The 23,529-nt window shown below is 31.2% G+C and carries 19 protein-coding genes and 1 riboswitch; of the genes, 5 read left to right on the forward strand and 14 right to left on the reverse strand.

Annotated features, from left to right (window positions below; all coding sequences use genetic code 11):
- Nucleotides 1-85: 85 nt before the first annotated feature.
- The gene (locus tag CLOCEL_RS18195; protein ID WP_010073658.1) at nt 86-922 is read left to right on the forward strand and encodes an AraC family transcriptional regulator; all 837 of its coding nucleotides are present in this window, start codon (nt 86-88) and stop codon (nt 920-922) included.
- A gap of 108 nt (nt 923-1,030) precedes the next feature.
- Here the strand turns inward: CLOCEL_RS18195 and CLOCEL_RS18200 are convergent, their stop codons facing one another.
- Nucleotides 1,031-1,933, reverse strand: a complete 903-nt coding sequence (locus tag CLOCEL_RS18200) for an AraC family transcriptional regulator (RefSeq protein ID WP_010073659.1) — start codon at nt 1,931-1,933, stop codon at nt 1,031-1,033.
- Between the two features lie 112 nt (nt 1,934-2,045).
- On the opposite strand from CLOCEL_RS18200, the gene CLOCEL_RS18205 reads away from it, so the two are divergent.
- Nucleotides 2,046-2,780 (forward strand): sulfite exporter TauE/SafE family protein, encoded by a 735-nt coding sequence (locus CLOCEL_RS18205; RefSeq protein ID WP_010073660.1) that lies wholly within the window; start codon nt 2,046-2,048, stop codon nt 2,778-2,780.
- 134 nt (nt 2,781-2,914) lie between these two features.
- Here the strand turns inward: CLOCEL_RS18205 and CLOCEL_RS18210 are convergent, their stop codons facing one another.
- Nucleotides 2,915-3,895, reverse strand: a complete 981-nt coding sequence (locus CLOCEL_RS18210) for an aldo/keto reductase (protein WP_010073661.1) — start codon at nt 3,893-3,895, stop codon at nt 2,915-2,917.
- Between the two features lie 223 nt (nt 3,896-4,118).
- Entirely contained in the window at nt 4,119-5,060 is a 942-nt protein-coding gene (locus tag CLOCEL_RS18215; protein WP_010073662.1) for a metallophosphoesterase family protein, read from the reverse strand.
- Nucleotides 5,061-5,317: 257 nt separating this feature from the next.
- Between CLOCEL_RS18215 and CLOCEL_RS18220 the strand changes: the two genes are divergently transcribed.
- Nucleotides 5,318-6,037 (forward strand): superoxide dismutase, encoded by a 720-nt coding sequence (locus CLOCEL_RS18220; protein WP_010073663.1) that lies wholly within the window; start codon nt 5,318-5,320, stop codon nt 6,035-6,037.
- Nucleotides 6,038-6,206: 169 nt separating this feature from the next.
- Here the strand turns inward: CLOCEL_RS18220 and CLOCEL_RS18225 are convergent, their stop codons facing one another.
- The 8 genes from CLOCEL_RS18225 to CLOCEL_RS18260 form a co-directional block, all read right to left on the reverse strand.
- Nucleotides 6,207-7,703 (reverse strand): glycoside hydrolase family 43 protein, encoded by a 1,497-nt coding sequence (locus tag CLOCEL_RS18225; protein ID WP_010073664.1) that lies wholly within the window; start codon nt 7,701-7,703, stop codon nt 6,207-6,209.
- A gap of 224 nt (nt 7,704-7,927) precedes the next feature.
- Nucleotides 7,928-9,178: a DUF6179 domain-containing protein gene (locus CLOCEL_RS18230; RefSeq protein WP_013291933.1), complete on the reverse strand. Its 1,251-nt coding sequence runs from the start codon at nt 9,176-9,178 to the stop codon at nt 7,928-7,930.
- Between the two features lie 53 nt (nt 9,179-9,231).
- Nucleotides 9,232-9,702 (reverse strand): DUF6323 family protein, encoded by a 471-nt coding sequence (locus CLOCEL_RS18235; protein ID WP_010073666.1) that lies wholly within the window; start codon nt 9,700-9,702, stop codon nt 9,232-9,234.
- Between the two features lie 213 nt (nt 9,703-9,915).
- Entirely contained in the window at nt 9,916-11,085 is a 1,170-nt protein-coding gene (locus tag CLOCEL_RS18240; RefSeq protein WP_010073667.1) for a phosphoribosylaminoimidazolecarboxamide formyltransferase, read from the reverse strand.
- A 215-nt stretch (nt 11,086-11,300) separates the two neighbouring features.
- Entirely contained in the window at nt 11,301-11,774 is a 474-nt protein-coding gene (tnpA, locus tag CLOCEL_RS18245) for an IS200/IS605 family transposase (protein WP_013291935.1), read from the reverse strand.
- A 157-nt stretch (nt 11,775-11,931) separates the two neighbouring features.
- Nucleotides 11,932-12,013: riboswitch (ZMP/ZTP riboswitch) on the reverse strand.
- 7 nt (nt 12,014-12,020) lie between these two features.
- Nucleotides 12,021-13,694: a cellulase family glycosylhydrolase gene (locus CLOCEL_RS18250; protein WP_010073669.1), complete on the reverse strand. Its 1,674-nt coding sequence runs from the start codon at nt 13,692-13,694 to the stop codon at nt 12,021-12,023.
- 654 nt (nt 13,695-14,348) lie between these two features.
- Nucleotides 14,349-16,334, reverse strand: a complete 1,986-nt coding sequence (locus tag CLOCEL_RS18255; RefSeq protein WP_010073670.1) for a beta-propeller domain-containing protein — start codon at nt 16,332-16,334, stop codon at nt 14,349-14,351.
- Complete coding sequence (locus CLOCEL_RS18260) at nt 16,331-16,846, reverse strand: sigma-70 family RNA polymerase sigma factor (RefSeq protein ID WP_010073671.1); 516 nt, start codon at nt 16,844-16,846, stop codon at nt 16,331-16,333. The genes CLOCEL_RS18255 and CLOCEL_RS18260 overlap by 4 nt, the downstream gene beginning before the upstream one ends.
- A gap of 378 nt (nt 16,847-17,224) precedes the next feature.
- On the opposite strand from CLOCEL_RS18260, the gene ctpM reads away from it, so the two are divergent.
- On the forward strand, nt 17,225-18,559 hold the full coding sequence (gene ctpM / locus CLOCEL_RS18265; protein ID WP_010073672.1) for a radical SAM/SPASM domain Clo7bot peptide maturase: 1,335 nt from the start codon (nt 17,225-17,227) through the stop codon (nt 18,557-18,559).
- Between the two features lie 12 nt (nt 18,560-18,571).
- Complete coding sequence (locus CLOCEL_RS18270) at nt 18,572-19,687, forward strand: radical SAM/SPASM domain-containing protein (protein WP_010073673.1); 1,116 nt, start codon at nt 18,572-18,574, stop codon at nt 19,685-19,687.
- Nucleotides 19,688-20,071: 384 nt separating this feature from the next.
- On the opposite strand, the gene CLOCEL_RS18275 is transcribed toward CLOCEL_RS18270, so the two are convergent.
- The 3 genes from CLOCEL_RS18275 to glmS form a co-directional block, all read right to left on the reverse strand.
- The gene (locus tag CLOCEL_RS18275) at nt 20,072-20,209 is read right to left on the reverse strand and encodes a ribose ABC transporter ATP-binding protein (protein ID WP_010073675.1); all 138 of its coding nucleotides are present in this window, start codon (nt 20,207-20,209) and stop codon (nt 20,072-20,074) included.
- A gap of 80 nt (nt 20,210-20,289) precedes the next feature.
- Nucleotides 20,290-20,922: a VTT domain-containing protein gene (locus CLOCEL_RS18280; protein WP_010073676.1), complete on the reverse strand. Its 633-nt coding sequence runs from the start codon at nt 20,920-20,922 to the stop codon at nt 20,290-20,292.
- A gap of 418 nt (nt 20,923-21,340) precedes the next feature.
- Nucleotides 21,341-23,173 (reverse strand): glutamine--fructose-6-phosphate transaminase (isomerizing), encoded by a 1,833-nt coding sequence (glmS, locus tag CLOCEL_RS18285; protein ID WP_010073677.1) that lies wholly within the window; start codon nt 23,171-23,173, stop codon nt 21,341-21,343.
- Between the last annotated feature and the right edge of the window lie 356 nt (nt 23,174-23,529).

The following is a 23,529-nucleotide window of genomic DNA, read 5'->3' on the forward strand; positions in this document are numbered from 1 at the left end:
CATAATATATATAGTAACATCATTTGAAAATATGGTATAATGCTACATATAAGTATAATTTATTACCTATGAGAGGTTCGTAAAAATGATGCATTGTCAATATATCTTAAACACTTCTTCCAAGGAACATGAATTGGATTTGAATCTCTTTTATTGTGGAAAGGAGTCATGTTCACCCAACTATACCTGGGTCCCTAACTTAAAAGATCGTTTTTTAATTCATTTTATACATAGTGGGAAAGGAACTTTTTACGTTAATGGTACCACTTATTCCTTAGGACCTAATGAAGGTTTTCTAATTTATCCCAAGGATATGGCACATTATACAGCTGATGGAGAAAGTCCTTGGACATATTCATGGATTGAGTTTAATGGGAAGTTGGCAGAAGAATATTTAAATCAAATTGGCTTATGTGAAGACCATAGGATTTTCTTTTCTAAAGAAGAAACACTACTACAGAACGCTTTTCAACAGCTTTTTGATGCCTGCAAGTTAAATCGTAATCATGATTTATTGATACTTAGCTGCTTATATCATCTTCTTGCTATGATTGATGAGCCTTCATACTCAAATTGTCCACCTGAAAATCCTTTACATCCTAAGGATTTTTACATTCAACAAGCCTTACTGTTTATAGACAAGAACTACACAAGAGACTTGTCTATTACCGAAATTGCTGAGTACTTAAAGTTAAATCGTAACTATATGACAAAAATTTTTAAGGAAGCTGTAGGCGTAACACCAAAGACTTATCTTATAAATTATAGAATCAGAAAGGCCGCAGCACTGATGAACAATTCTTACTTAACTATCAGTGAAATCTCCACTATGGTAGGTTATAGCGATCCTCTTCTATTCTCTAGGATGTTTAAAAAAGTCATTGGCTTATCTCCTAGGGCTTATAGGAATCGCTTACTATGACTTTTTACATAATGTAATCGAATACTTTTTTAGATAATTTTTTAGAGGCTATATACTTACTTAAAGGTATATAGCCTTTATAGTAAAATAATCTTTTCCTAGTATCATTTACCTTGCAACATTATTTTTATATTCAGTAGGAGTACACTTCATATATTTTTTGAATATCTCAGAATAGTAACTGCTGCTAGAAAAACCAACAGAAAGAGCTGCCTCTGTAATGTTCATTCCTTCACTTAACAAATAAGGGATACTCCTTTGTATGCGATAACTTAAAAGATAATTGAAAGGAGTTCCATGTACAATCTTTTTAAATAACCTACAACAAGAACTTTTGCTAAGGTTACATGCTTCTGAGATATCATCTAATGTTAAATTTTCTTTATAATTATCATGAATATAGTCTAGTGCAGCTTTAATTTGCATTATATTTTTAGTCTGCTTTATAAGTTCATCAGGAACTTTACAATAAACATCTCGGTAAAGATAAAACCATAGTTCAAATAACTTGCTTTCTATTAATAATTCATATCCTTCAGCTTTTTCTCTATACAGTTCTTCTAACCTCATCAATAAGGAGACTATCTGTTCATTTTCTTTTTTAGATCCTTCAAAATATACAAAGGGTATCCTGTCACTATTGATTATTTCTCCTATATATTTGTTTTCAAAAATACTGCTTTTATATCCTGAAATCAATGTTGGATTAAAGGTAATTGCAAAGTACCTACAGCTGCAATCATTGCTAGCTTTTCCAGAATGAAGACAGTTTTGATTTACAAATATAACATCTCCTGCTTTCACGAGGTGCTGTGTATTATTGGCTTGATAAATCATTGAACCACTAAGAATATAAGTAAATTCAACTTCTGGATGCCAATGACACCCAAAAGAATAACCAATATAATTAGTTATTTCTTCGTAATCAACACGAAAAGGGAAATCATTATTTCTAGCATATTCTCTATTTTCTAATTTGTTTTCTCCAATTTTTAGAACTTTATTTCCCATAATGCCTCCAAATAGCAATATTGTTATAAAACTTAGTAATTTCGACATAGATTTCTTTCTTATTTAACATTATAGTTAGAACTATAACACTACACAATATTAGGAGGCTAAAATGTATATTACTTTTCTTTTTATTTCTACTCTATTAGCATATTTTATTAAAGGCATAACTGGCTTTGGAAATACTCTTGTGATGAGCCCTTTATATTCCTTTGTAACATCAAATAAATTGACTACCCCTATAGATCTTCTTTTCAGCATTCCAACTAATATTTTTATAGTATGGCGAGAAAGAAAAAATATTTCTATTAAAGTAATTCTTCCCCTATCCCTTATGCTAATAATTGGAATCATACCGGGAACATTATTATTAAAGATCGGCAGTGATTGGATATTAAAATCCATATTAGGTCTTTTAATTGCTGGAATGGGACTTGAAATGTTAACAAGAAAAACCAATGAAAATGAAGTTAACAAAACTAATCCCATATTTCTTACGTTCATTGGTGTACTCTCTGGAACTTTAGCTGGATTATATGGAATTGGCGCACTCTTAGTAGCATATATTATGAGAACCACAAATACTAAAAGTCAATTTCGTGCCAATATTTGCTGTGTTTTTTTAGTAGACAATATATTTAGATTCTTTCTATATCTATACACAGGTATATTGAATAAGGAAACACTTCTTATGGCATTATATCTTTCACCTGCCGTTGTTATAGGAATGATGATAGGCATTAAAGTAGATTCTCGTATGAATGAAGAAAGTATAAAAAAATTAGTAATCGCTTTACTGATAATAAGTGGATTAGTTCTATTTATAAAAAGCTTTTTTTATCGCTAATTAAGTATCCTTTTAAAAATTATGAAAATACCAATGCTTATACATAAATCCCTTAAATATTTAGAAACGTAACATCTTTAAGATTAGTATCAATAAAAAGAACGGAGAAAAGAAATCCGTTCTTTACATTTATATTACTTAAAACCAACTATTTTGTGTAGAACATATGGTTCTTCCAAATACGCAATTTCTTCAGCAGTTAGCTTAATAGAAAGAGCATCTACTGGATCATCCAGATGTGTAATTTTCGTAGCACCAATAATAGGCGCTGTTACAGGTTCTTTTTGCAAAAGCCATGCAAGTGCAATTTGAGCACGAGAAACGCCACGTTTTTCTCCAACTTCCCCAACTCTATCTACAATCAATCTATCTTTATCTGCAGTTGAATCATATTTACTTCTGGCAACTTGGTCAGTTTCTGAACGATTAGTTGTCTCTGACCAATCACGTGTTAATCTTCCTGATGCAAGAGGACTATATGGAATTACACCGATTTTTTCTTCCTTACAAAGTGGTAACATCTCTCTTTCTTCTTCACGATATATAAGGTTTAAATGATTTTGCATTGAAACAAAGCGAGTCCAACCATTTTTTTCAGCTACATGAAGAGCCTTCTGAAACTGCCATGCATACATAGCAGAAGCCCCAATATATCTTGCTTTACCAGCTTTCACAACATCATGTAATGCTTCCATGGTTTCTTCAATAGAAGTATTATAATCCCAACGGTGAATTTGGTATAAATCTACATAATCTGTTCCAAGTCTTTTAAGACTTTTATCAATTTCACTGAGGATTGCCTTTCTAGAAAGTCCACCACTGTTTGGGCCTTCATGCATTGGAAAGTAAACCTTCGTTGCTAACACAATTTCATCACGATTCCCAAAATCCTTTAGAGCTCTTCCAACAATTTCTTCACTTGTACCGTCTGAATATACATTCGCAGTGTCAAAAAAATTAATGCCAAGGTCTAGTGCTTTTTTAATAATAGTACGACTATTTTCTTCATCAATTACCCATTTATGAATCCAACGATTTGGATCACCAAAACTCATACAACCAAGACAAAGACGAGACACATCTAATCCTGTATTTCCAAGCTTAGTATATTCCATGGATATTAACCCTCCTTAATGTTTTTATATTGTCAGTATAAACCTTTGAGTAAACTCTAGGTCAAATGTTTTTTTCATAAAAAATTTTAATTAAAATAAGCATTTTTATACTAAAAAAACATCCATCTATATCTTAAATGGATGTTATAGTCGATATTATTTGTACAAGTAGCTTTTTATATTTCAGATAAGTCAACATTTCAATCAGAAAATTCTTAACCTATTACAACTCTTTTGTGAATATCCATTGCTTATCTTTAATATTTCTACCTTTAACAACAACATTATTGTCCTTGACCTCAATATAAACAGCTTTAATATACGGCTCGTCTCTTCTCCCATTTTCACTATTTGGATCAGGTATAAGAGTATAATGAATAGCTCCAGTATGCACCATTGTAAAAGGTTGATTTAAAACCACACTACTCTCATCTAAATCTCTATGAGTATGAGACGTAAAAAGTATTACCTCTGGATATTGGGATAATATTTGTCTAACTTGTTCACTTTCTTGAACTCCAATCCACCCTGTATTTTTACTATCTAAATGTTGATGTAAAAATACAAATATAGGCTTTCCCTTCTGATAATTTTCAGCCAGTTTTTCTTTTAACCAATTTCGCTGCTCCTTAGATATAAGCGCTGTACTAGAATTTATGGTTTCAGAATTACCATCCTCCGAACCTAATGAGATAAAGTGATAATCATTTACCCAAGTATCATGGTATACTTTTTCTTCCCCTGAAAACTCAAGGTATCTATTTATAAAATCCTGAACTTGCTGCGGTGAATTTACCTCTAAGTTATAATCAAAAAACTCATGGTTACCTATATTCTTAATAATTATTTTAGGAAGCAACTCTTCATTTTCCCTTAATATTTTCTTCACTGAATCATATTGTTCTTGAAGCCCTTGATCTACAGTATCGCCATTTAATACTAAAGCATCCATGTGAGGATTAATTGTGTATAAATCCTTGATAGCTTCTTGAAAATGCTCAATGTTTTCATGAACATCTCCAAATACAGCAAAAGAAAGATCTGCATCTATTGTTACTGCAGCTGTAGGCTTTGCAATAGGTTTAGGTTTTAAGAAATATATACCTGATATTATACTAAAAAGAATTATTATAAATATAATACTAATCACTTTAATCGTTTTCATTTTTCACTCACCTTAAATATTTTTTGATAATTCTACTCCATATTTGTTTTAAATAACCGGTAACTTTATTATATAGTATTGTGTTTATTTTTGAAATGTGTTCTAAAAATCACTTCCCATATATAGGCTCTATGTATATAGTATTATAGTCTATTTTATTGAAATTAAATCAATTAAACTACCACAATTTTTCATGTTTATGTAGAAAGAAATGTGGCATAACTAATATATAATCTAAGGAAGAAAGGATGGAAATCATGAGAAGAAAAATTAAAATTATTCAAGGAATAACTTATATCATTTTCGCTGCAATAGCCCTAAATTTTCTTAACTCAAGTTTACCAATAAAAGCTCTTTCTAAAGAAGAACAGAAATTCAAGGTTGAGCCTCTTCCATATGCATATGATGCCTTAGAACCATATATAGATAAAGAAACTATGGAGCTACATCATGATAAACATTATGTCACTTACACAGAAAAATTAAATCAAGCAATTGATAAATATCCAGAATTAAAAAAATTAACCATAGAAGAGTTACTTATGTCTTTAGATAAACTTCCAGACGATATAAGAAGAACTGTAAGAAACAATGGAGGTGGTTATTATAATCATGGATTTTTCTTTTCAATTATGAGTAAAAGTAAAAAATCTGAACCAAATGGGAAGTTAAAAAAGGATATAGAAAAATCTTTTGATTCCTTTGATAAATTTAAGGATGACTTTAAAAAAGCTTCACTAGATGTTTTCGGCAGTGGCTGGGCATGGCTTATTAAAGACAACGATAATCAACTTAAAATTATTACAACAGGAAACCAAGACAGCCCTATCTTCGACGGGATTAAACCAATTTTAGGTCTAGATCTTTGGGAACATTCTTATTATTTAAAATACCACGAAAAACGTAGCGACTATATAGATAACTGGTGGAACGTAGTTGATTGGGATAAGATTGAAGCAATATACTCTGGCAAATAGTAAATTCTTTGAGATACACTATATAAAAAAACTACACACTCCCATGTAAATGAGGATGTGTAGATTTTTTTATTTGCAGTTCATTTAATACTAACAACTATTTAATATCTCATTATCTTATTCTTATAGACTATCTACTAGTTTTTTAAAAAAACTATTCCTTACTATCTTAAAGATATTCACACCTAAAGTTTGTAAACTCAGCAGAATTAGTACCACTTTCATTTTGAGCATATAAACCTATTAGTACCCCAGTAAATCCGCCTGCAACTTCTGAAGAAAGATATCTAGTTTGTGCTGTTCCAAGTTGAATTTCCTCAGTTTCGGTTTTAATGCAAAAGCTGTAGAAATAATTGTTTGCATTAATAACAAGGGCTGCATTATTTACATTGTCCAAAGCTATAGTTTTTTCTACTGATTTTATATCACCAATATTAAGTCTCTCAATAACCTCATAACCAGCTTCACTTTTGCGTATTGCTAAATCATAGTGATGGTTTTCATCCATATAGATAGTGATACCACCTTCACCTTCTGAAATAGCTACATCACAGGAAATCTTAGCATTGAAATCTCTTTGACGAATTCCTATAAATGTTGGAGAATCTGCTTCGTCAAGAGTAACCTCTGTTCCTTTAATAATCACCTTATTTTCACTAATTTCATAGTTCTCTGTTTGAGGAATACGTAAGTAACACCAATCCAAATTCCATTCAGTATTTTCAAAGGTATCGCATTTTTTCTCTTCTTGAACAACATTAGCATCTATATTTTCTATATCAAAAGAACCTATTGTTGTACCATTATGTCCTGCTGTAAACCATCCATCCTCATTAAAGGTAACTGGAGTAAGGAAGACTTCACGTCCAAGATGATGATACGTAGCCCATCTACCAATTTGTCTAAAGCCTAAATGAAGTATCCACCAATTTCCTAGATTATCTTGGATAAGGTCACCATGACCAACTCCTTGTATTTCATAACCACCTAAATTACGATTTGTCAAAACAGGGTTATGAGCATATCCTTCAAAAGGACCAAAAGGAGAATTTCCACGTGCATATGTTACCATATGACCATACTCAGTTCCACCCTCTGCTGCCATAAGGTAGTACCCACCATTAATTTTATATAGATGAGGACTTTCTAGATAACGTCCGCCAGAACCTTGCCATATTGTTTGACTTGGTGTAAGCTTTTTGCCTGTTTCAACATCGATTTCACATTGAACAATACCACTGATTCCATTATCATCTTCGCCATTACTCATAAAATATGTTTTACCCTCTTCGAAGTACATGGATGGATCAATTCCACCCTGATCTACGAATATAGGTTCAGACCATTCACCATAGATATCATCTGTCCATATATAGAAATTCTGATGAGTTGTATCATTGGTAGTTGTCATGTAGAAACGACCATTATTATATCTTATTGTAGGTGCAAAAACTCCACCAGAGCTGTTTACGTTTTCAAGTTGTATCTGACTTTTTCTTGTAAGACAATGTCCGATTTGCTTCCAATTAACAAGGTCTTTGCTCTCGAAAAGCGGAACCCCTGGGAAATATTGAAATGAACTGCATACAAGATAATATGTATCCCCTACTTTGCATACACTTGGGTCAGGGTAAAAGCCTTTAACTACTGGATTATTGTATTTCATTATATACACTCCTCGTTTAATAGTATACGTATTCATAAAATGCTATAATTTAGAATACATCTCTAGCAATTTATAGTTAAATTACTCAATTAATATTCACTAGAGGCATCCTAATTATATTAAAAATTTTGTTATAGAAATATTATAATAAATATTTCTATAACAAACATCATTAAAAATTACTAAGTTTTTCATATAAAAATTTTTCTTTTTGTGCTCTATAGTTATGGAACTTTAAAAGAATTTATATACTGCTTGAATTTAATTTCCCATCCAGACTCTGAATTGTGTGCTTCAACTTTACTATCTAAGTGATTTTTGATAATATAAATCTCTTCCACTGAAAGTTCTTTAAATAATTCTAACACTTCATCTTCCCAAAAACATATACTTAACACTTCCAATAGGTCACTTAAACTATGCACCGCTTCTTTTACCATTGCAATCTTATCGCAGATAAACCTACAATCGTTTATCTCATCGATTAAATCCCGTAACCTTTCATCATCCATAGTATCATTATCTATAAATCTACTTTCTTTTAAATCATCTTCATACTTAAAGGATAAAAATACATTATCAATATTTGCTGTAGATACGCCTACTTCAATTCTAGGGTAAATATCCATAGCTGATTTTTGAATATATTCTATATTTTCATTATCAACTATCCCTAAAATATCACATATTCTCCTTACTGAGTTCTTTAATCCTGCTAGAGTTTCAGGTTTGGATAATTTTCTAAAAATTTCTAATAAAGTTTCCCTCTGCAGTGGAGTAATCTCTAATTTTAATATATCCTCACCTAAAATATTAAGTCCTATAGAATTTGTTAGTATTGGATCAAAAATATTAATTAATAGTTCTTTATAATCAGAACTCTGACGATTTAGAATATAACTAATATTATCCTTATCAAAACATCTACAAAACTCATTTTCAATAAGTAGTGCTTTTAAATATTCATTTATATATTCAATTCCCTGGAACTTTTCTGATATAGGATTAGAAAGTTGATAATCTATGCTACAGTCTATCTTATGAGCAAAAAATCTATAATTATATTTATAAAAAAATTTACCTATTTCATTTAATGTATCATTATATGATATATTTTCTACATCAGTTGAGCTTTTCTTAACTAATTCTAATAAATTCTTCCCTTCATCTATCAAAGAGGTTATTTTATTCCAAGAAGCTTCTAACAAATCATTTATATCCTTTTCTATCAGTACTTCACTTACATTAGTTAGTTCTCTTAATTCTAACTCTAAGGAAAAAAAAATTGAATTTAATAATTCTTCTGCTATTTCTACTGGAATTGATGTGCTATCACCCATTGTATATCTCTCAGTGCGCTTGCCAAGAAGCTTCCATAGCTTAGCTTCAATAAGAATTCTATCTTCATCACTTATATCATTACCTATTTGGATATTATCTGAAAACGCCATTAAACTCTTGTTATTTTCCTCCATAATACCTCCTGTATTAACCTTACTAAACATAAAAAGTATCTTCTCTATATTTCCTAAAATTCGTGCCCGTAAATATCTGTATCATCAACTTCATATCCATATCTTGTATTTCTACAAAGATCCTCTAAAGTAGTTCCACTTAGATACTCCAAAGAACCTTGACATTTTCCATCAAAATGTCTTTTCATAAACTCGATAAGTTCATCATCCGCTATCTGATCCATGGCTTCATTTTTAAAGAAATAGAAGGTCTCCTGTATCTCCATTAATGTGTCTTTATAATTCTGTTGCATTATATAAGGCGAATCACAAAATACTTCCACTATCTTTTTCAAAATTCCTTCAGAAAACTCAATTCTTCCTGTATCTTTTAATGACTTAAAACGATTTTCAACCAATTCATTAATATCTGTATCAGATAGAGCCAAACCATATTTTATTGTTATTTCATTACATGCTCCTAGCTCAATTGCGGCTTGTTTTTTCTGTATATCTTGGAATGCTAAAACCATATTTTTATCCATTATAATCACCCCTAAGCATACAGTACTCCTAACTCCAGGTCAGTACAAGACTTGAAATTCAAGTAATTTTGTGGTAATATATAATTAGAAAATACTTCCCAATTTTAAGAATAAATTTGGGAAGTATTTTTTACTTTATATTTAAGCCCTTCGACATTACTAATACTACATATTTCTAACCATAGTTAACTTAATTGATAATATATTGCTCTGTTAATGGTGAAATAACCTTAAACTGGAATAAGCCATAACCATATCATATTCATCACAAGCTTTTATTACAATATCATCTCTTATAGAACCACCAGGCTGAACAATAAATTGTACCCCACTTTCAGCAGCTCTATCAATATTATCACGAAATGGAAAGAATGCATCGGAGCCTAAGGAAACACCCTTTAAGGTTGAAAGCCACTGAGCTTTTTCTTCCTTGGTTAACCGAGTTGGCATTACCTGAAAAATCTCACTCCAGCTTGCCTTTTCCATTTCAGTTACATCATCTCTTAAAAATTGATCTATGGCATTATCTATATTAGGACGTGTCACACCTTCTTTAAACTGTAAGTTAAGCATTTTGGGATGTTGTCTTAAGTACCATATATCAGCCTTTGAGCCTGCAAGTCTAGTGCAATGAACACGAGATTGTTGACCAGCACCACAGCCAATTACTTGACCATCAAAAGCATAACATACAGAATTTGATTGGGTATATTTAAGAGTTATCATAGCTATAATTAAATCTCTTTTTGCTTCTTCTGGAATTTCTTTATTTTCTGTTACTATATTATTCAACATATCATAATTAACTACTATATCATTTCTCTTCTGCTCAAAGGTAATACCATAAACCTCTCTATTTTCAAGACTTTGTGGTTCATAATCAAAGTCAATTTCAATTATGCAATAATTACCCTTTTTCTTATTCTTTAGTAACTTTAAGGCTTCTTCAGTATACCCTGGAGCAATTATTCCATCTGAAACAGACCTACTCAAAATTTTAGCTGTTGGCAAATCAACAATATCGCTTATAGCAACCCAATCTCCAAAGGAGGACATTCTATCTGCACCTCTAGCTCTAGCATAGGCAGCTGCTACAGGAGATAAATCTATATCTTCAACAAAATATGATTTTTTCAATGCATCACTTAGGGGGAGTCCTACTGCAGCACCAGCTGGACTAACATGCTTAAAAGAAGTAGCTGCAGGCAAATCTAATGCTAGCTTTAATTCTTTAACTAATTGCCAAGAATTAAAAGCATCTAAAAAGTTAATATATCCTGGAGTTCCATTTAGTATCTTAAATGGCATTTCTCCTTCCCTTGAATAAATTTTAGCTGGTTTTTGATGTGGATTACATCCATATTTTAAAATGAATTCTTTCATCATTTAACACCTCCATAATTATATTAAAAAGCTTAAAGCTATCTTGTTGCAGATTATCCACAGCAACCTTAGCAACCTCTTTTCTAAATAATCAGGACCACCCGTCAAACGGGTGGTTTGCTTTAGCCCTATAAGGGCATGTTACTGGCCGTGCTACTCGCACATTGAGCGGTTTGCCAACCGCATACCTTTACTGGCTGCACCTAAAAGGTGCTTTATTTTTTGCCTTTGTTTACTGATTCACCCGTAAACGGGTCAATAAATTCTTTCAAGCTCATTTGTTCATATGCTAAATCTTCCTGTATTTGATTCTTTATGTATTCTTCTATTATCTTTTTGTTTCTTCCAACTATATCAACGTAATAGCCTTTACACCAAAATTGCCTATTCCTATATTTATATTTCAAATTTGCATGTCTGTCAAAAATCATCAATGAACTCTTACCTTTCAAATACCCCATAAACTGAGAGACACTTAACTTCGGAGGTATACTTACAAGCATATGTATATGATCCTTACATGCATTTGCTTCAATAATTTCTACTCCTTTATATTCACATAACTTTCTAAGTATTACCCCTATATCCGCTTTTATTTTTCCATATATGATTTGTCTCCTATACTTTGGTGCGAAGACTATGTGATATTTACAATTCCATTTACTATGTGCTAAACTACTATTATCCATTACGGATATACCTCCTTTGTACTTTTGGTTGTGGTCGGCAAACCTACTACCATTTTACATTGGAGGTATTCTTTTTTTCTACTCATCGCTAGAAGCTTTTTAGAACCACAGGTAAAACCTGTGGTATTCGTAAAACAATAAAAAGTCTGGATAAATATTAATTTACCCAGACGGTCGATACTTTTCTAAAATCCTGCTCCCTATGGTTAATTCCATTTCCGCCAGTTGCAAGATTATTTTATTATTTTATTTAGTAAACTTTATATTGTCTAAAGAAATATTATCTGAATTTGAACCAACAAATAGAATCATATTTGTTACTACACTATCAGCAGCATCTGTAGCTATAGTATTGAAATTTGGACTATCGTTTGTAGAAATGGTCAAAGTTGCTTTATAGGTTCCATCAGTTTGTGCTACAAAGTTGTTTGTCCAAACACGTATAGCTCTTGTAGGATTTCCCCAACCGTGAGTACTACTTTGTGGGATAGCTGCGATTGATACATTTACAGGTGTTGGAGCTATAACATCCATTGTTAGTTTTGTGTCTCCATATATATTTATACTTTGTCCCCAGATATCAGCTGAAATGCGGACATTGGCCCAAAAGTTTCCTTCAGATAAATCATTACTACCCTTACTATTAAGATTGCTGATTTTTAAAGCATTGTTAGCATTTTCAACATTAATAGCAGTTATTGGACTATCTGGATTTACACCAAAACCTTGTGTAGTACCGTCATTAAAGTCCCAAAAGCCTGAAGAAAAGTCTTTCGGTGCTGTTGGTTGGTTTGTTACAGGATCAACTGGTGTAGCATAATAAGCTCCCTTAATACGAGCACGTACATATTGACCTGAAGTGGTTAATTCATTATCTGCCCATAACTTATCAGAACCTGGATCAAGACTTGTTAAACTATTAAGTGCAGCTGCTTTTTCATCCTTGTTACTTATTGAAAAGTTACACCAGCTTATGTTGTTTCCATTTAAGAAATCTAGCCACGCATCTGCTTTAGCTAGGTAAGGTCCAGTAGTACCAGTAGCTAAACTAGTTCCCCATTCTGTTGCAAAAACAGCAGCTCCATGGTTAAGAGCATATCTTACATTGCTCATAGCATTATCTCTATTAGTGTCTACAGTTGATATTGGATTAGTACCACTATAAAAATGTACAGAATACATTGTATTTGAGTCATTAATAGGATTATCTGCAGCTAAATCAGGTCTTTGACTCCAGAATGGATTTCCTACGATGATAAGATTCTCATTTCCCTTGTTTCTAAGTAATTGTACTATAGGAGTTGCATATGATTTTACCTGAGCCCAACCAGTTGCATCATTCGTTACTCCACCATTTTCACCATTAGGTTCATTACACAACTCATAAATTATATTTTTATTATTTGGATATAGTGTAGAAATATCATTAAAGAAGCTTTGCGCGCCTGAATATACGCTAGCATTTGGATCTCCCGGATTCATCATATGCCAATCTACAATAACGTACATATCATTTGCAATTGCATAGTTTATTCCGTTGATGACAGTTTGTTTAACTGATGGGTTTGTTGCATATCCCCCTTCAGCAACATACATAGCAAGACGAATTACATTAGAATTCCAATCATTAGAAAGGGCTGCAAAAGCATTATTATTAACTACCCCAGGAAACCATTGTAGACCATGGGTACTCATACCTCTCAATTGAATTGGATTTCCATCTTTATCACATAGAGTTTTTATACCATTTTTGTTTAGTAGTTGTAATTTACCTCCAACAGAAGGTTTTTTAACATTAGCATTTCCAGTTAAATTAGAATAAGTTGTTTCTGCTGCAACATTTATATTTGGGACTAATGCCATCAACATAGCACCGGCTGCAACAATAGAAAGTATCTTCTTTTTTACATTATTAAACATAATGTCCTCCTTAAATCTTGTGTAATTTAAATTTTAAAATAGTAATATAGTATGTTGGTATATAGTGGTTTTCTAATTAAGTTAGGATAAAATTTTGTATAAATAAATTGGCATGCTTAATTTATTTAACCTTTAACCCCTTAACTAACAATTCCACATTTTGATTATTTATACAAATAGCTATCTGTATTTTTACTCTTTATATGCATCATAAAGGTATGCTATACATTCTACTCCTTCATACATTCATTGTAAACCATGGTATAGGTTTACAAATGAAAATTTATTTTATATATTTTTTTTACAATTTGAATGAAACCTTTCCAATTACTTATTATGGATATGATGTATATAAAAGTATATGGTGTTTTTATATTTGAGTAATTATTATTTATGCTAAGATACTCTAGACATTTAAATATATTTAATATTTATGCAATATAGTATGTATATGTATACTCTCTGTTATCAAAACTACATCGAGTTTCTAAAAAAATATTAAAAGATCGATCTATGTAGTCTATGGATACTCTTCATTTGAACCTATATATTTGAAAAGCTCTTGTGAGTAAACCCACAAGAGCCAAGAAGCTTTAATCAGTTAAATACAATTTTAACTGTATCTTATATAGTTTTTGTTTTTAGACTTATATATCAATATCTTAATTCATCTAATTTATTTATCGTCTTAATATCATAACTCTGTATGTTATTATTAGTTACTGCATATAACTTATCTTTAAGAGCGAAAATTCTATCACCCTCATACCAGTACTCTGAACTGGAGTCCAACTTAATATAGCTTAAGTTTTGTATACCGCTATTTATATCTACCTTAAATATATAAAATCCTTTATTATTATTGTTATAACTATAATCAGTAACAGGAAAACCTACTAAATTATTCTCCTTATTAAAGAAAAATGCTTTATGATTATTTAAAGCCTCTGAGTAAATATACTCTGATCCTATTATCTCCTTATACATTTCTTTAGGATTTTGCTTATCACTAACATCATAGAGAGAAAGTTTAATTCCACTTCTCTTTACAAATTCATCATTGCCCTCAATTTCCTTTGTATCATTTCCAAGTCCAATTAAGTGGTTTTCATCATAAGGATGGAGATAACTACTAAAACCTGGTATCTTTAATTCACCAAGAATCTTTGGTAAAGTAGCATCGCTTAAATCAATTACAAACAAAGGATCTGTGTTTTTAAAGGTAACCATATAGCCTTTATCCTCTTGGAATCTAACGGAATATATTTTCTCACCTTTAGCCAAGTGCTCTAATTTACCCTTAAGCTGTAATTTATCGTCTAATATATAGATGTTATTATCTTGATCTTTTATATCGTTTTGAAAATTAGTAGTTGCTATTCTAAATGTATTATCATATTCATCCATAGAGAATTGATTTAATACATATCCTGATACAGAATTTTTTGCTACAAAAGCTACTCCATCCTCTGTATATTTAAATTTATAAATAGTAGTTTCAGGGTTTGTCGGAATCATTATGTCTTTAGTTGTAGCCATCTCTTTTCCATCAATATTTTCATAGCTTTGTCCAATCAAATATAAATTCTCCATAGATGAGTAGATATTACTGGTGTCTCCCAACATAGTATAGTTGTTTATTGTTCCTTTAGCCATGTCTATAGTTGATATTGTAACAAAAGCACTTGGATTCATTCCTGGAAGATAACATATATCTTCCAAAGAAATTTCTGTTGTAACTTTTTTTCCTGTGGTATCTTCACAAGTTATTTTAGGCAATATATTTTCCTTAGCTTTTTCTTGCTCTGTTGATGGAAGACCATAAACTGGGTATGGGTATTTTGAAGTTATAAAATAAAGCTTATCTCCAATCATTCTTTCCCTTACAAAATTTCCATCGATATTATAAGCCTGTTCTAAAGTAATGTTATTTTTATCTCTAATATTATAGATTTTAACAATACTACTGTCCCCTGCTTCAATTTGATATCCTTCAACTATAAGTTTATCGCCCTTAATAAATAGATTCATTATGCTACTGTGACCACTATCACTAAATACTATTTCTTTAGTTTTTTCTAGTTTTCCAGCTGAATTAGTTTTTGTGATAATAACCTTGGCTATACTACTATTATTTTCATAGCTATTCTTTCCATAGTAAATATATTCTCCATCAGTTTGAACTATATCGCCTTCTTCGACTCCTTGAACTTGATTATTTGTAGTGACATTTTCAGATTTACCTGTATCCTGCATGTTACCAGTAAGCATATCTGCTGTACCTCCAGTAGCAATTTCTGTACTCTTACTTACAACCCCACCATATCTACTGCTGCTTGAATATTGTTTTAAGATTGCTTCAAGATTATCAAAATCATTAATCTTCGGTAATTCCTCAAAATCACTAACAGATGTTATGGTTATATCATTAGAAACAAAATCCTTATGACTTAGACTAACTTGATTTTTTATAATAAATGAAGTACCTACTACCACAGCTAGAGAAGCAGCTAAAAGAGAAACTCTATTTGTTTTCTTGCTTCTTTTAGCCTTTCTTATGCCTTTCTCTATAGCAAAATCTAACTCCTTTGGTATCTCAACATCTTCAAAAGAATTTTTCAAATTTTTTTCATCTATCATAGCAACTCCTCCTTAAACTCTACTCTAAGTGTCTTTAAAGCCTTATGTAAATTTGTTTTTACTGTACCAATTGGCATTTGGAGAGTCTGTGAAATTTCCTCACAGGTAAAGTTTTGATAATATTTAAGTATTATAATAGTCTTTAAATTTTCACTAAGGTTTTGTATAGCTCTTTGGATGTCTATAATTTCTTCTCTATTTTCCTCTAATTTTAAACTTCTTCCTGTATCATCGGATAAATAAGTAACCTTACTATTCTTTTTTACATGATCTATAGATGTGTTTATTAATATCCTAGTTAACCATGTATTAAAAAATCTTGGCTCCTTTAATTTTTTAATATTTTTATAAGCTTTATATACTGTCTCTTGCACTATATCTAAAGCATCTTCTTTGCTTTTAACATAGCTATATGCAGTAACATACAGTGTTTCTTTCTTTTCATAAATTAATGTTGAAAAAGCCTCTTCATCCCCCTTTTGTGCTAGCTTAACCTTTTCTTCTATATTCAAAATTCTCACCCCAACTTTTTTAATTATGTAATAATCTCACCGTTTTGAAATAATCCCCCTCTTCTTTATACCATGATATCACAGATTATTTTTTACTTATATTTATTAGACGGTAGATTTGCCGATATGGTTTTTAATTTAGATTGCATTTTATTACAATTTATCTATTTGAATTAAATAACGTTATGATATAATTGGTACATAGAGTTAAAATTGTATTTATTGTCAGAATATTGACTAAAAAACTTACTAAAAGAAGATTATTAGAATTTAGAATGATTACATATGTCTCACTTTAAAGAGGCTTTAATAATGGAACTTCTATATTATTAAAAACTTTATAAAACACAATTTTTATAAAAGGAGTAAATAAAACCGATGAAAGTATCACAATATAATTTGATTTGGAATCTGGAAGATGGAAAAACTATGGCATTTAATAGCATGAGTTGCGCTCTCGCAGAAGTAGACGATGATTTTATAAACATAATTGAAAATATAAATCATATTAACTATGATGAATTAGAAGATGAGGAAAAAACTCTAATTGATAATATGCTTTTAGGTAGGTACATATTAAACGATGATTTTGATGAGCTTAAAGCTCTAAAATATGAACATTTTTCAGGGAAATTCAATAACAATAGCTTGCAACTTACTATAGCCCCTACATTAAGTTGTAATTTTGCTTGTCCATATTGTTATGAAAATCCTAAGAGCGGAATAATGGATAAAAACGTTACAGATGCCCTCATAGCTTGGATAACTGAAGAAGCAATAAAAAGAAAAGATATTAACATTTTGTGGTATGGTGGAGAACCTCTTATTGCAAAAAATGTGGTTTTTGATATGTCTGAAAAAATCATTGAAATTTGTAAGAAACATAATACCAATTATGGTGCTGCAATGGTTACAAATGGTTATCTTTTGGATGATGTTGTTATTTCTAAATTAAATGACTTAAAAATAAATTCTATCCAAGTAACATTAGATGGACCTGCAAATATTCATAATACAAGAAGAATCTTGAAAAATAGTAATGAAGGTACCTTCGAGGTAATATTGTCTAACATAAAAAAGTTGAAGAAAAACAATATTAACATAATAATACGAATGAATATAGATAAAACAAATATGGATAGCATAGATGAATTTTTAGATATGTTGATTGAAAATAATTTGAGAGATGTTTCTATAAGCTTTGGCAAAGTAACTGATCAAACAGGAACTTGCGTTTCTATGAGTGAATCTTGCATGAATTCTGAAGAATATTCAAAGGAGAATCTAAAATATCAACAAAAACTTTTTCAAAATGGTTTTAACATAGATGCTAATGGTAATTTCCTAGGCTTCTATCCTACCATGAAGACAAATTATTGTGGTGCTGATAATATTGGGACCTTTGTATTAGATCCAGAAGGGTATATGTATAAATGCTGGTGTGATGTAGGTGAAACTGATAGAGCTGTAGGGCATGTACTAGAAAGGCATAATGACCCCAATGAAAAAATGTACATGCAGAATGTTGATTATATGTTCTGGTCTCCCTTTGACCATGAAGAATGTTTAAAATGTAATGTACTGCCCATCTGTATGGGAGGATGTCCTTATAATGGTTTAATGAATGGTTCTAAGCCAGAATGTGAAAATTGGAAATATAACCTAAAAGAAGTATTGGAACTAACATATTTACAAGACAATATTGAGAATTAGGAGGATATAGCTATGGTAAACAAAAAAGCCCATCTTATTGAGCAAGATGAAAATATTAGTTTTCAAAGTATAAACGAAGATTCCCAAGACCCAATTGAAAAAAGTGATTTGGAGGAATCTAATGATGAAATAAACCTAAAAATGGTGGGATGGGAAATTACTCGACGCTGTAATCTTGCTTGCCCACATTGTTATACTGCTGCTGCTAATTCAGATCAATTCGTTCCTGAGTTATCCACTGCTCAGTGCTACAAAATTATTGAAGATATTGCACGTCTTGGAGTCGAAATCATAGGTTGGACTGGAGGAGAACCGTTACTACGAAATGATTTAGAAGATTTGATTGCCTACGCAAAATCTTTTGGTATACGCTCAGGTCTCACCACTAATGGGCTACTACTTAGCGAAAGCCGTGCAAAAAGCCTAAAAGACGCTGGTCTTGAAATAGTTCAAGTTAGCTTGGACGGATCTACTCCAGCCCGTAACGCAAAGATACGAAAATGTTTGGAGTCTGACTTTGAGATCGTTCTAAATGGTGCTCTTAACAGCCAAAAATTAGGTATGAATACAAACTTGGCTATGTTGCTTTGTTCGGAAACCTTGGACGATGCATCTTCATACTTGAAGCTTGCTAAGCAGGTGGGAATTAATACAGTCCGATTCTGTGGGTTTGTACCTGTAGGTCGTGGAAAGAAACCAGAAATCTCCCAAAAATTCTTGTTTTCAAAAGATGATCTTACTTATCTTCGAGAATTCGCAGAAAGTTCAATTGAAAATGAAAATCTTCGCATCTTATTTGATCCAGCTTTTGGGAGCATGCCACCATACCACTATTTTCATAGTTGCTTTGCAGGTAAAGGACAATTATATCTTGATACCTTAGGTAATATTTACCCATGTACATCTATGATAAATTCAGAATTTCTTGTAGGAAATATTCATAATCGAAGTATTGTGGATATTTACAAAGATGAACGTATGAGACCAACAAGCAATTTTTCAGATACTTGTCTGAAAGGTCGATGTACCTCTTGTGAACATGTTATAAACTGTCATGGTGGTTGCCGAGGCATTACCCATGCTCAAACTGGAGATATCCATGCATCATTTCCATATTGCTTAAAATGATATGGTTAAAAATTACTTAATATGTATTTTTAAAATATATTGACATTTATTAGTAAGGTAATATAGAATGAAATTGTAAATCCATAGGTAAAATATGTTTCTTATGTAATCTTATTTACTTAAAGGAGGTATATGTATGAAATTTGTAAAAGCACCAACTAAAAATATCAGCATAATAAAATGCCCATATTTTTGCAACACATTCTTCCCAATTTTACCACCAACTTTCTAAGTGTTACTTATAACAAATACCACCCGTCCAACGAGTGGCTTATGTTAAGGCTATAAGCCTTTATTCTTGCCAGCGAATAACTCCGCTGGCTTTCATTTTATTAAAATTACTATATTCTCTCCTCTTTTAACGATCTTAAAATAATGACGATGCTACTTAATATCTTTTACTTTTAGGTAATTCAACATATCTTCAACCATTCTACAACATAACTTTTCTGAGCTTGGTGTTACAGCTCCTACTATTCTCGGATTCTTTATATATTGTTTTATAAATTTGCTAATATCCATTTTATCTTCCCCCTTGATTAATATGAGGTTAGTATAAAATTCAAATATTAAGCTTTTACAGAAAAAAGTCTTAAGAATTCTTAAGACTTTTTAACCTTATTCCATATATAAAAAGTGTAATATGATATAAAAACAATTAGGATAACCACTAAAATTTTAAAACCAACTGATTCCTTAAACCCAATTCCCAGAAATCCATACAAAAATATCATAGGAGCATCAGCCATTACTATAGTTGCAATACATTTTTTATAGTCTAATTTTATACAAGCAGCTGAAACAGTGAATAAATCTGAAGGGGTTACCGGACAAACTACTCCCAAGGCTAAAACCTTATAACCATATTTCTTAAGAATTGATATGATTTCTTTATTTTTTTCTAAGAATGTTTCTCCTAACAATTGTTTTTGAAAGAACTTTCCAACAACATACATAATACTCTGTGAAATTGCTAGAGATAATACTGATAATAAAAACCCTTCATATGGTCCAAATATAATACTTCCACCAATAATGAAAATAGTTTGAGGAATTAAAAATGCTACCTTCACTGTTGATAAAAATACAAATAGACATCTCATTTTAATTGGGTCATTTCCAATAATAACATTTATCTTATTCAAATCTGTTGTGATTAATCCAAATCTATACAATACATACACAACTACTCCCCAAAAGCTTGACATCATAATTACCTTATTTATTTTTTTCATGATAACCTCCGCTTTTTATCTTTCGTGAAAAAATATTTGAAAGTTTTCTATAACCTAAAACTTTTTCACGGTATCACTTCTTGAAGTGATTTTCTATTTTCTTATTTTAAATTGAGGTTATTAAAATTTTATCTATGAAATTCTTAAGATTAATTAAGAAAAATATCTTCTATACTCATCCATATGAATCAATGAATATTAAATCTACTTGAAAAGAAACATTTAGTATAAAATATAAGGCTATACACTCCTATATAAGAATGTATAGCCTTTAATATTACTTCTACAATTTTAATTTCATCTTTTTAAATAGTTGAACTTTTTTTCAAACGGTGTGACTTTATTTGAAATTTCCAAACTCTATTCCAACTTATCAAACTTTGTTTCAAAGCCGCACTCCAACCGCCAATTATTAAAATTATTCAACAGTTACAGATTTTGCAAGATTTCTTGGCTTGTCTACGTCGCATCCCTTTTTGATAGAAGTATAGTAAGCAAGTAATTGCATAGGAACAACTTCAAGAACAGGTGCAACAAGATTATCTACTTTAGGAATATATAAAACCTCATCAACAGCTTTCTCTAGTAATTCTTCTCCTTTTAAGGTAACACCAATAACATTAGCTCCTCTTGTTTTAACTTCTTTGATGTTACTTATCATCTTATCTACAAGATTAGTTTGAGTAGCAAGCGCAACTACATAAGTTCCATCCTCTATTAAAGCTATTGGACCGTGTTTTAATTCACCAGCTCCATAAGCTTCAGAATGGATATATGATATTTCCTTAACTTTTAAAGATCCTTCTAATGCAACAGCATAATCAAGTCCTCTTCCAAGGAAAAACATATATTCATGCTTTGCAACTTCTTCTGCTAATTTTTCAACTGATTTTGTGCATTTTAAAACTTCTTCAACCTTTTCTGGAAGAGCTAGTAATTGTTCCTTTATTGCGTTTATTTCAGCAGCATCTAGTGTTTCTTTCTTTTCTGCAAAGAATAATGCTATGATATACATTGCTATAAGCTGAGAAACATATGCTTTTGTTGAAGCAACAGCAATTTCTGGACCTGCCCAAGTGTACAATACATCTGTAGTTTCTCTAGAAACAGTACTTCCTACTACATTTGTTACCCCGATAACCCTTGCACATTTTGATTTAGCAAGCTTTAAAGCAGCTAAAGTATCAGCAGTTTCCCCTGATTGACTTACAACTATCATAAGAGTTTTATCGTCTATTAATGGTTCTCTATATCTGAACTCTGATGCGATATCTACTTCTACTGGAATTTTAGCAAGTCTTTCTATTAAAGTTTTACCAACAAGACCTGCATGATAAGCTGTACCACAAGCAACTATATATAATCTGTTGTAGTTTGTTATATCTTCTTTAGTGATATTAATTGTATCTAACTTTATCTCATGATCTAAAGCTATTCTTGACTTCATCGTGTCGCTGATAACCTTTGGTTGTTCCATGATTTCTTTAAGCATAAAGTGATCATAGCCACCTTTTTCAGCAGCATCTGCATCCCAAGTTACATTGAACACTTCTTTGTTTACAGCTTCACCATTAAGGTCAAAAACTTTAGCTCCGTCAGTATCTAATACTACTACTTCTTTATCATCTAATAAATAAACTTTTCTTGTTTCTTTAAGAACAGCTGGTATATCTGAAGCAATAAAATATTCATCCTTTTCTTCGTTTAATCCAACGATTAATGGACTATCTTTTCTTACTCCGATTAATTTTGTAGGATGATCTTTTGAAACAACACCTAATGCATAGCTTCCCTTTAATCTATCAACTGTTTTTAAAACTGCTTCTAATAAATCTCCATTATAATAATAGTCAACTAGATGTGGTATAACTTCTGTATCTGTTTCTGATACAAAGGTATAACCTTCTTTTCCTAACCATTCTCTTAATTCTAAATAATTTTCAATGATTCCATTGTGCACTACAGCAATAGTTCCTTTTTTATTTAAATGAGGATGAGAATTTCCTACTGATGGAACTCCATGAGTTGCCCATCTAGTATGACCTATTCCTACAGACCCTTCTAATGGATTCTCGTTTAAATCATTCTCTAAATTGAAAAGTCTTCCTTTTACTTTTCTAACTTCAATTCCTGTGTTTGTTAGGATTGCAACTCCAGCTGAATCATAGCCTCTGTACTCTAGCTTTGATAAGCCTCCTATTAATAATGGAGCTGCTTTTCTTTTTCCTAAATAACCTACTATTCCGCACATATTCTAAATCTCCCTCTCTTATTTTTATAATAAGAAGGCAAGACACCACATTGTTTTTGTAATAAGAATCACTTCTTACCTTTGTCAATGGTTCTCGGCAATGTCATACCGCAGGGCATCCGCCGAATTCTCGATACTCCCTGTCCTCGTCAGCTACTTTTCTTATAGCTCTGGCGCTTTTCTACTTTTTTCTTTGCCTTCTATATTATAATACGTGATTTTTTTTAACTTGCCACAGATTAAGGCATCTGAATTTAATATCACATAAAAGATAAAAGCAACATGTAGTTTCAATCTTTGAGCCTATATATCTTCTTAATAACGTCTTAACTTATCCACATTTTTAATTTTCTCAC

The sequence above is a fragment of the Clostridium cellulovorans 743B genome (genome assembly GCF_000145275.1).
Lineage (GTDB): Bacteria > Bacillota > Clostridia > Clostridiales > Clostridiaceae > Clostridium_K > Clostridium_K cellulovorans.

What these genes read in the sequence shown, in the direction of transcription:
- CLOCEL_RS18195 (WP_010073658.1), top strand. Translation starts at nt 86, where the DNA reads ATGATGCATTGTCAATATATCTTAAACACTTCTTCCAAGGAACATGAA.
- CLOCEL_RS18250 (WP_010073669.1), bottom strand. Translation starts at nt 13,694, where the DNA reads ATGTTTAATAATGTAAAAAAGAAGATACTTTCTATTGTTGCAGCCGGT.
- CLOCEL_RS18230 (WP_013291933.1), bottom strand. Translation starts at nt 9,178, where the DNA reads ATGGAGGAAAATAACAAGAGTTTAATGGCGTTTTCAGATAATATCCAA.
- ctpM (WP_010073672.1), top strand. Translation starts at nt 17,225, where the DNA reads ATGAAAGTATCACAATATAATTTGATTTGGAATCTGGAAGATGGAAAA.
- CLOCEL_RS18215 (WP_010073662.1), bottom strand. Translation starts at nt 5,060, where the DNA reads ATGAAAACGATTAAAGTGATTAGTATTATATTTATAATAATTCTTTTT.
- CLOCEL_RS18200 (WP_010073659.1), bottom strand. Translation starts at nt 1,933, where the DNA reads ATGGGAAATAAAGTTCTAAAAATTGGAGAAAACAAATTAGAAAATAGA.
- CLOCEL_RS18220 (WP_010073663.1), top strand. Translation starts at nt 5,318, where the DNA reads ATGAGAAGAAAAATTAAAATTATTCAAGGAATAACTTATATCATTTTC.
- CLOCEL_RS18275 (WP_010073675.1), bottom strand. Translation starts at nt 20,209, where the DNA reads ATGGATATTAGCAAATTTATAAAACAATATATAAAGAATCCGAGAATA.
- tnpA (WP_013291935.1), bottom strand. Translation starts at nt 11,774, where the DNA reads ATGGATAATAGTAGTTTAGCACATAGTAAATGGAATTGTAAATATCAC.
- CLOCEL_RS18280 (WP_010073676.1), bottom strand. Translation starts at nt 20,922, where the DNA reads ATGAAAAAAATAAATAAGGTAATTATGATGTCAAGCTTTTGGGGAGTA.
- glmS (WP_010073677.1), bottom strand. Translation starts at nt 23,173, where the DNA reads ATGTGCGGAATAGTAGGTTATTTAGGAAAAAGAAAAGCAGCTCCATTA.
- CLOCEL_RS18225 (WP_010073664.1), bottom strand. Translation starts at nt 7,703, where the DNA reads ATGAAATACAATAATCCAGTAGTTAAAGGCTTTTACCCTGACCCAAGT.
- CLOCEL_RS18240 (WP_010073667.1), bottom strand. Translation starts at nt 11,085, where the DNA reads ATGAAAGAATTCATTTTAAAATATGGATGTAATCCACATCAAAAACCA.
- CLOCEL_RS18205 (WP_010073660.1), top strand. Translation starts at nt 2,046, where the DNA reads ATGTATATTACTTTTCTTTTTATTTCTACTCTATTAGCATATTTTATT.
- CLOCEL_RS18235 (WP_010073666.1), bottom strand. Translation starts at nt 9,702, where the DNA reads ATGGATAAAAATATGGTTTTAGCATTCCAAGATATACAGAAAAAACAA.
- CLOCEL_RS18210 (WP_010073661.1), bottom strand. Translation starts at nt 3,895, where the DNA reads ATGGAATATACTAAGCTTGGAAATACAGGATTAGATGTGTCTCGTCTT.
- CLOCEL_RS18270 (WP_010073673.1), top strand. Translation starts at nt 18,572, where the DNA reads ATGGTAAACAAAAAAGCCCATCTTATTGAGCAAGATGAAAATATTAGT.
- CLOCEL_RS18255 (WP_010073670.1), bottom strand. Translation starts at nt 16,334, where the DNA reads ATGATAGATGAAAAAAATTTGAAAAATTCTTTTGAAGATGTTGAGATA.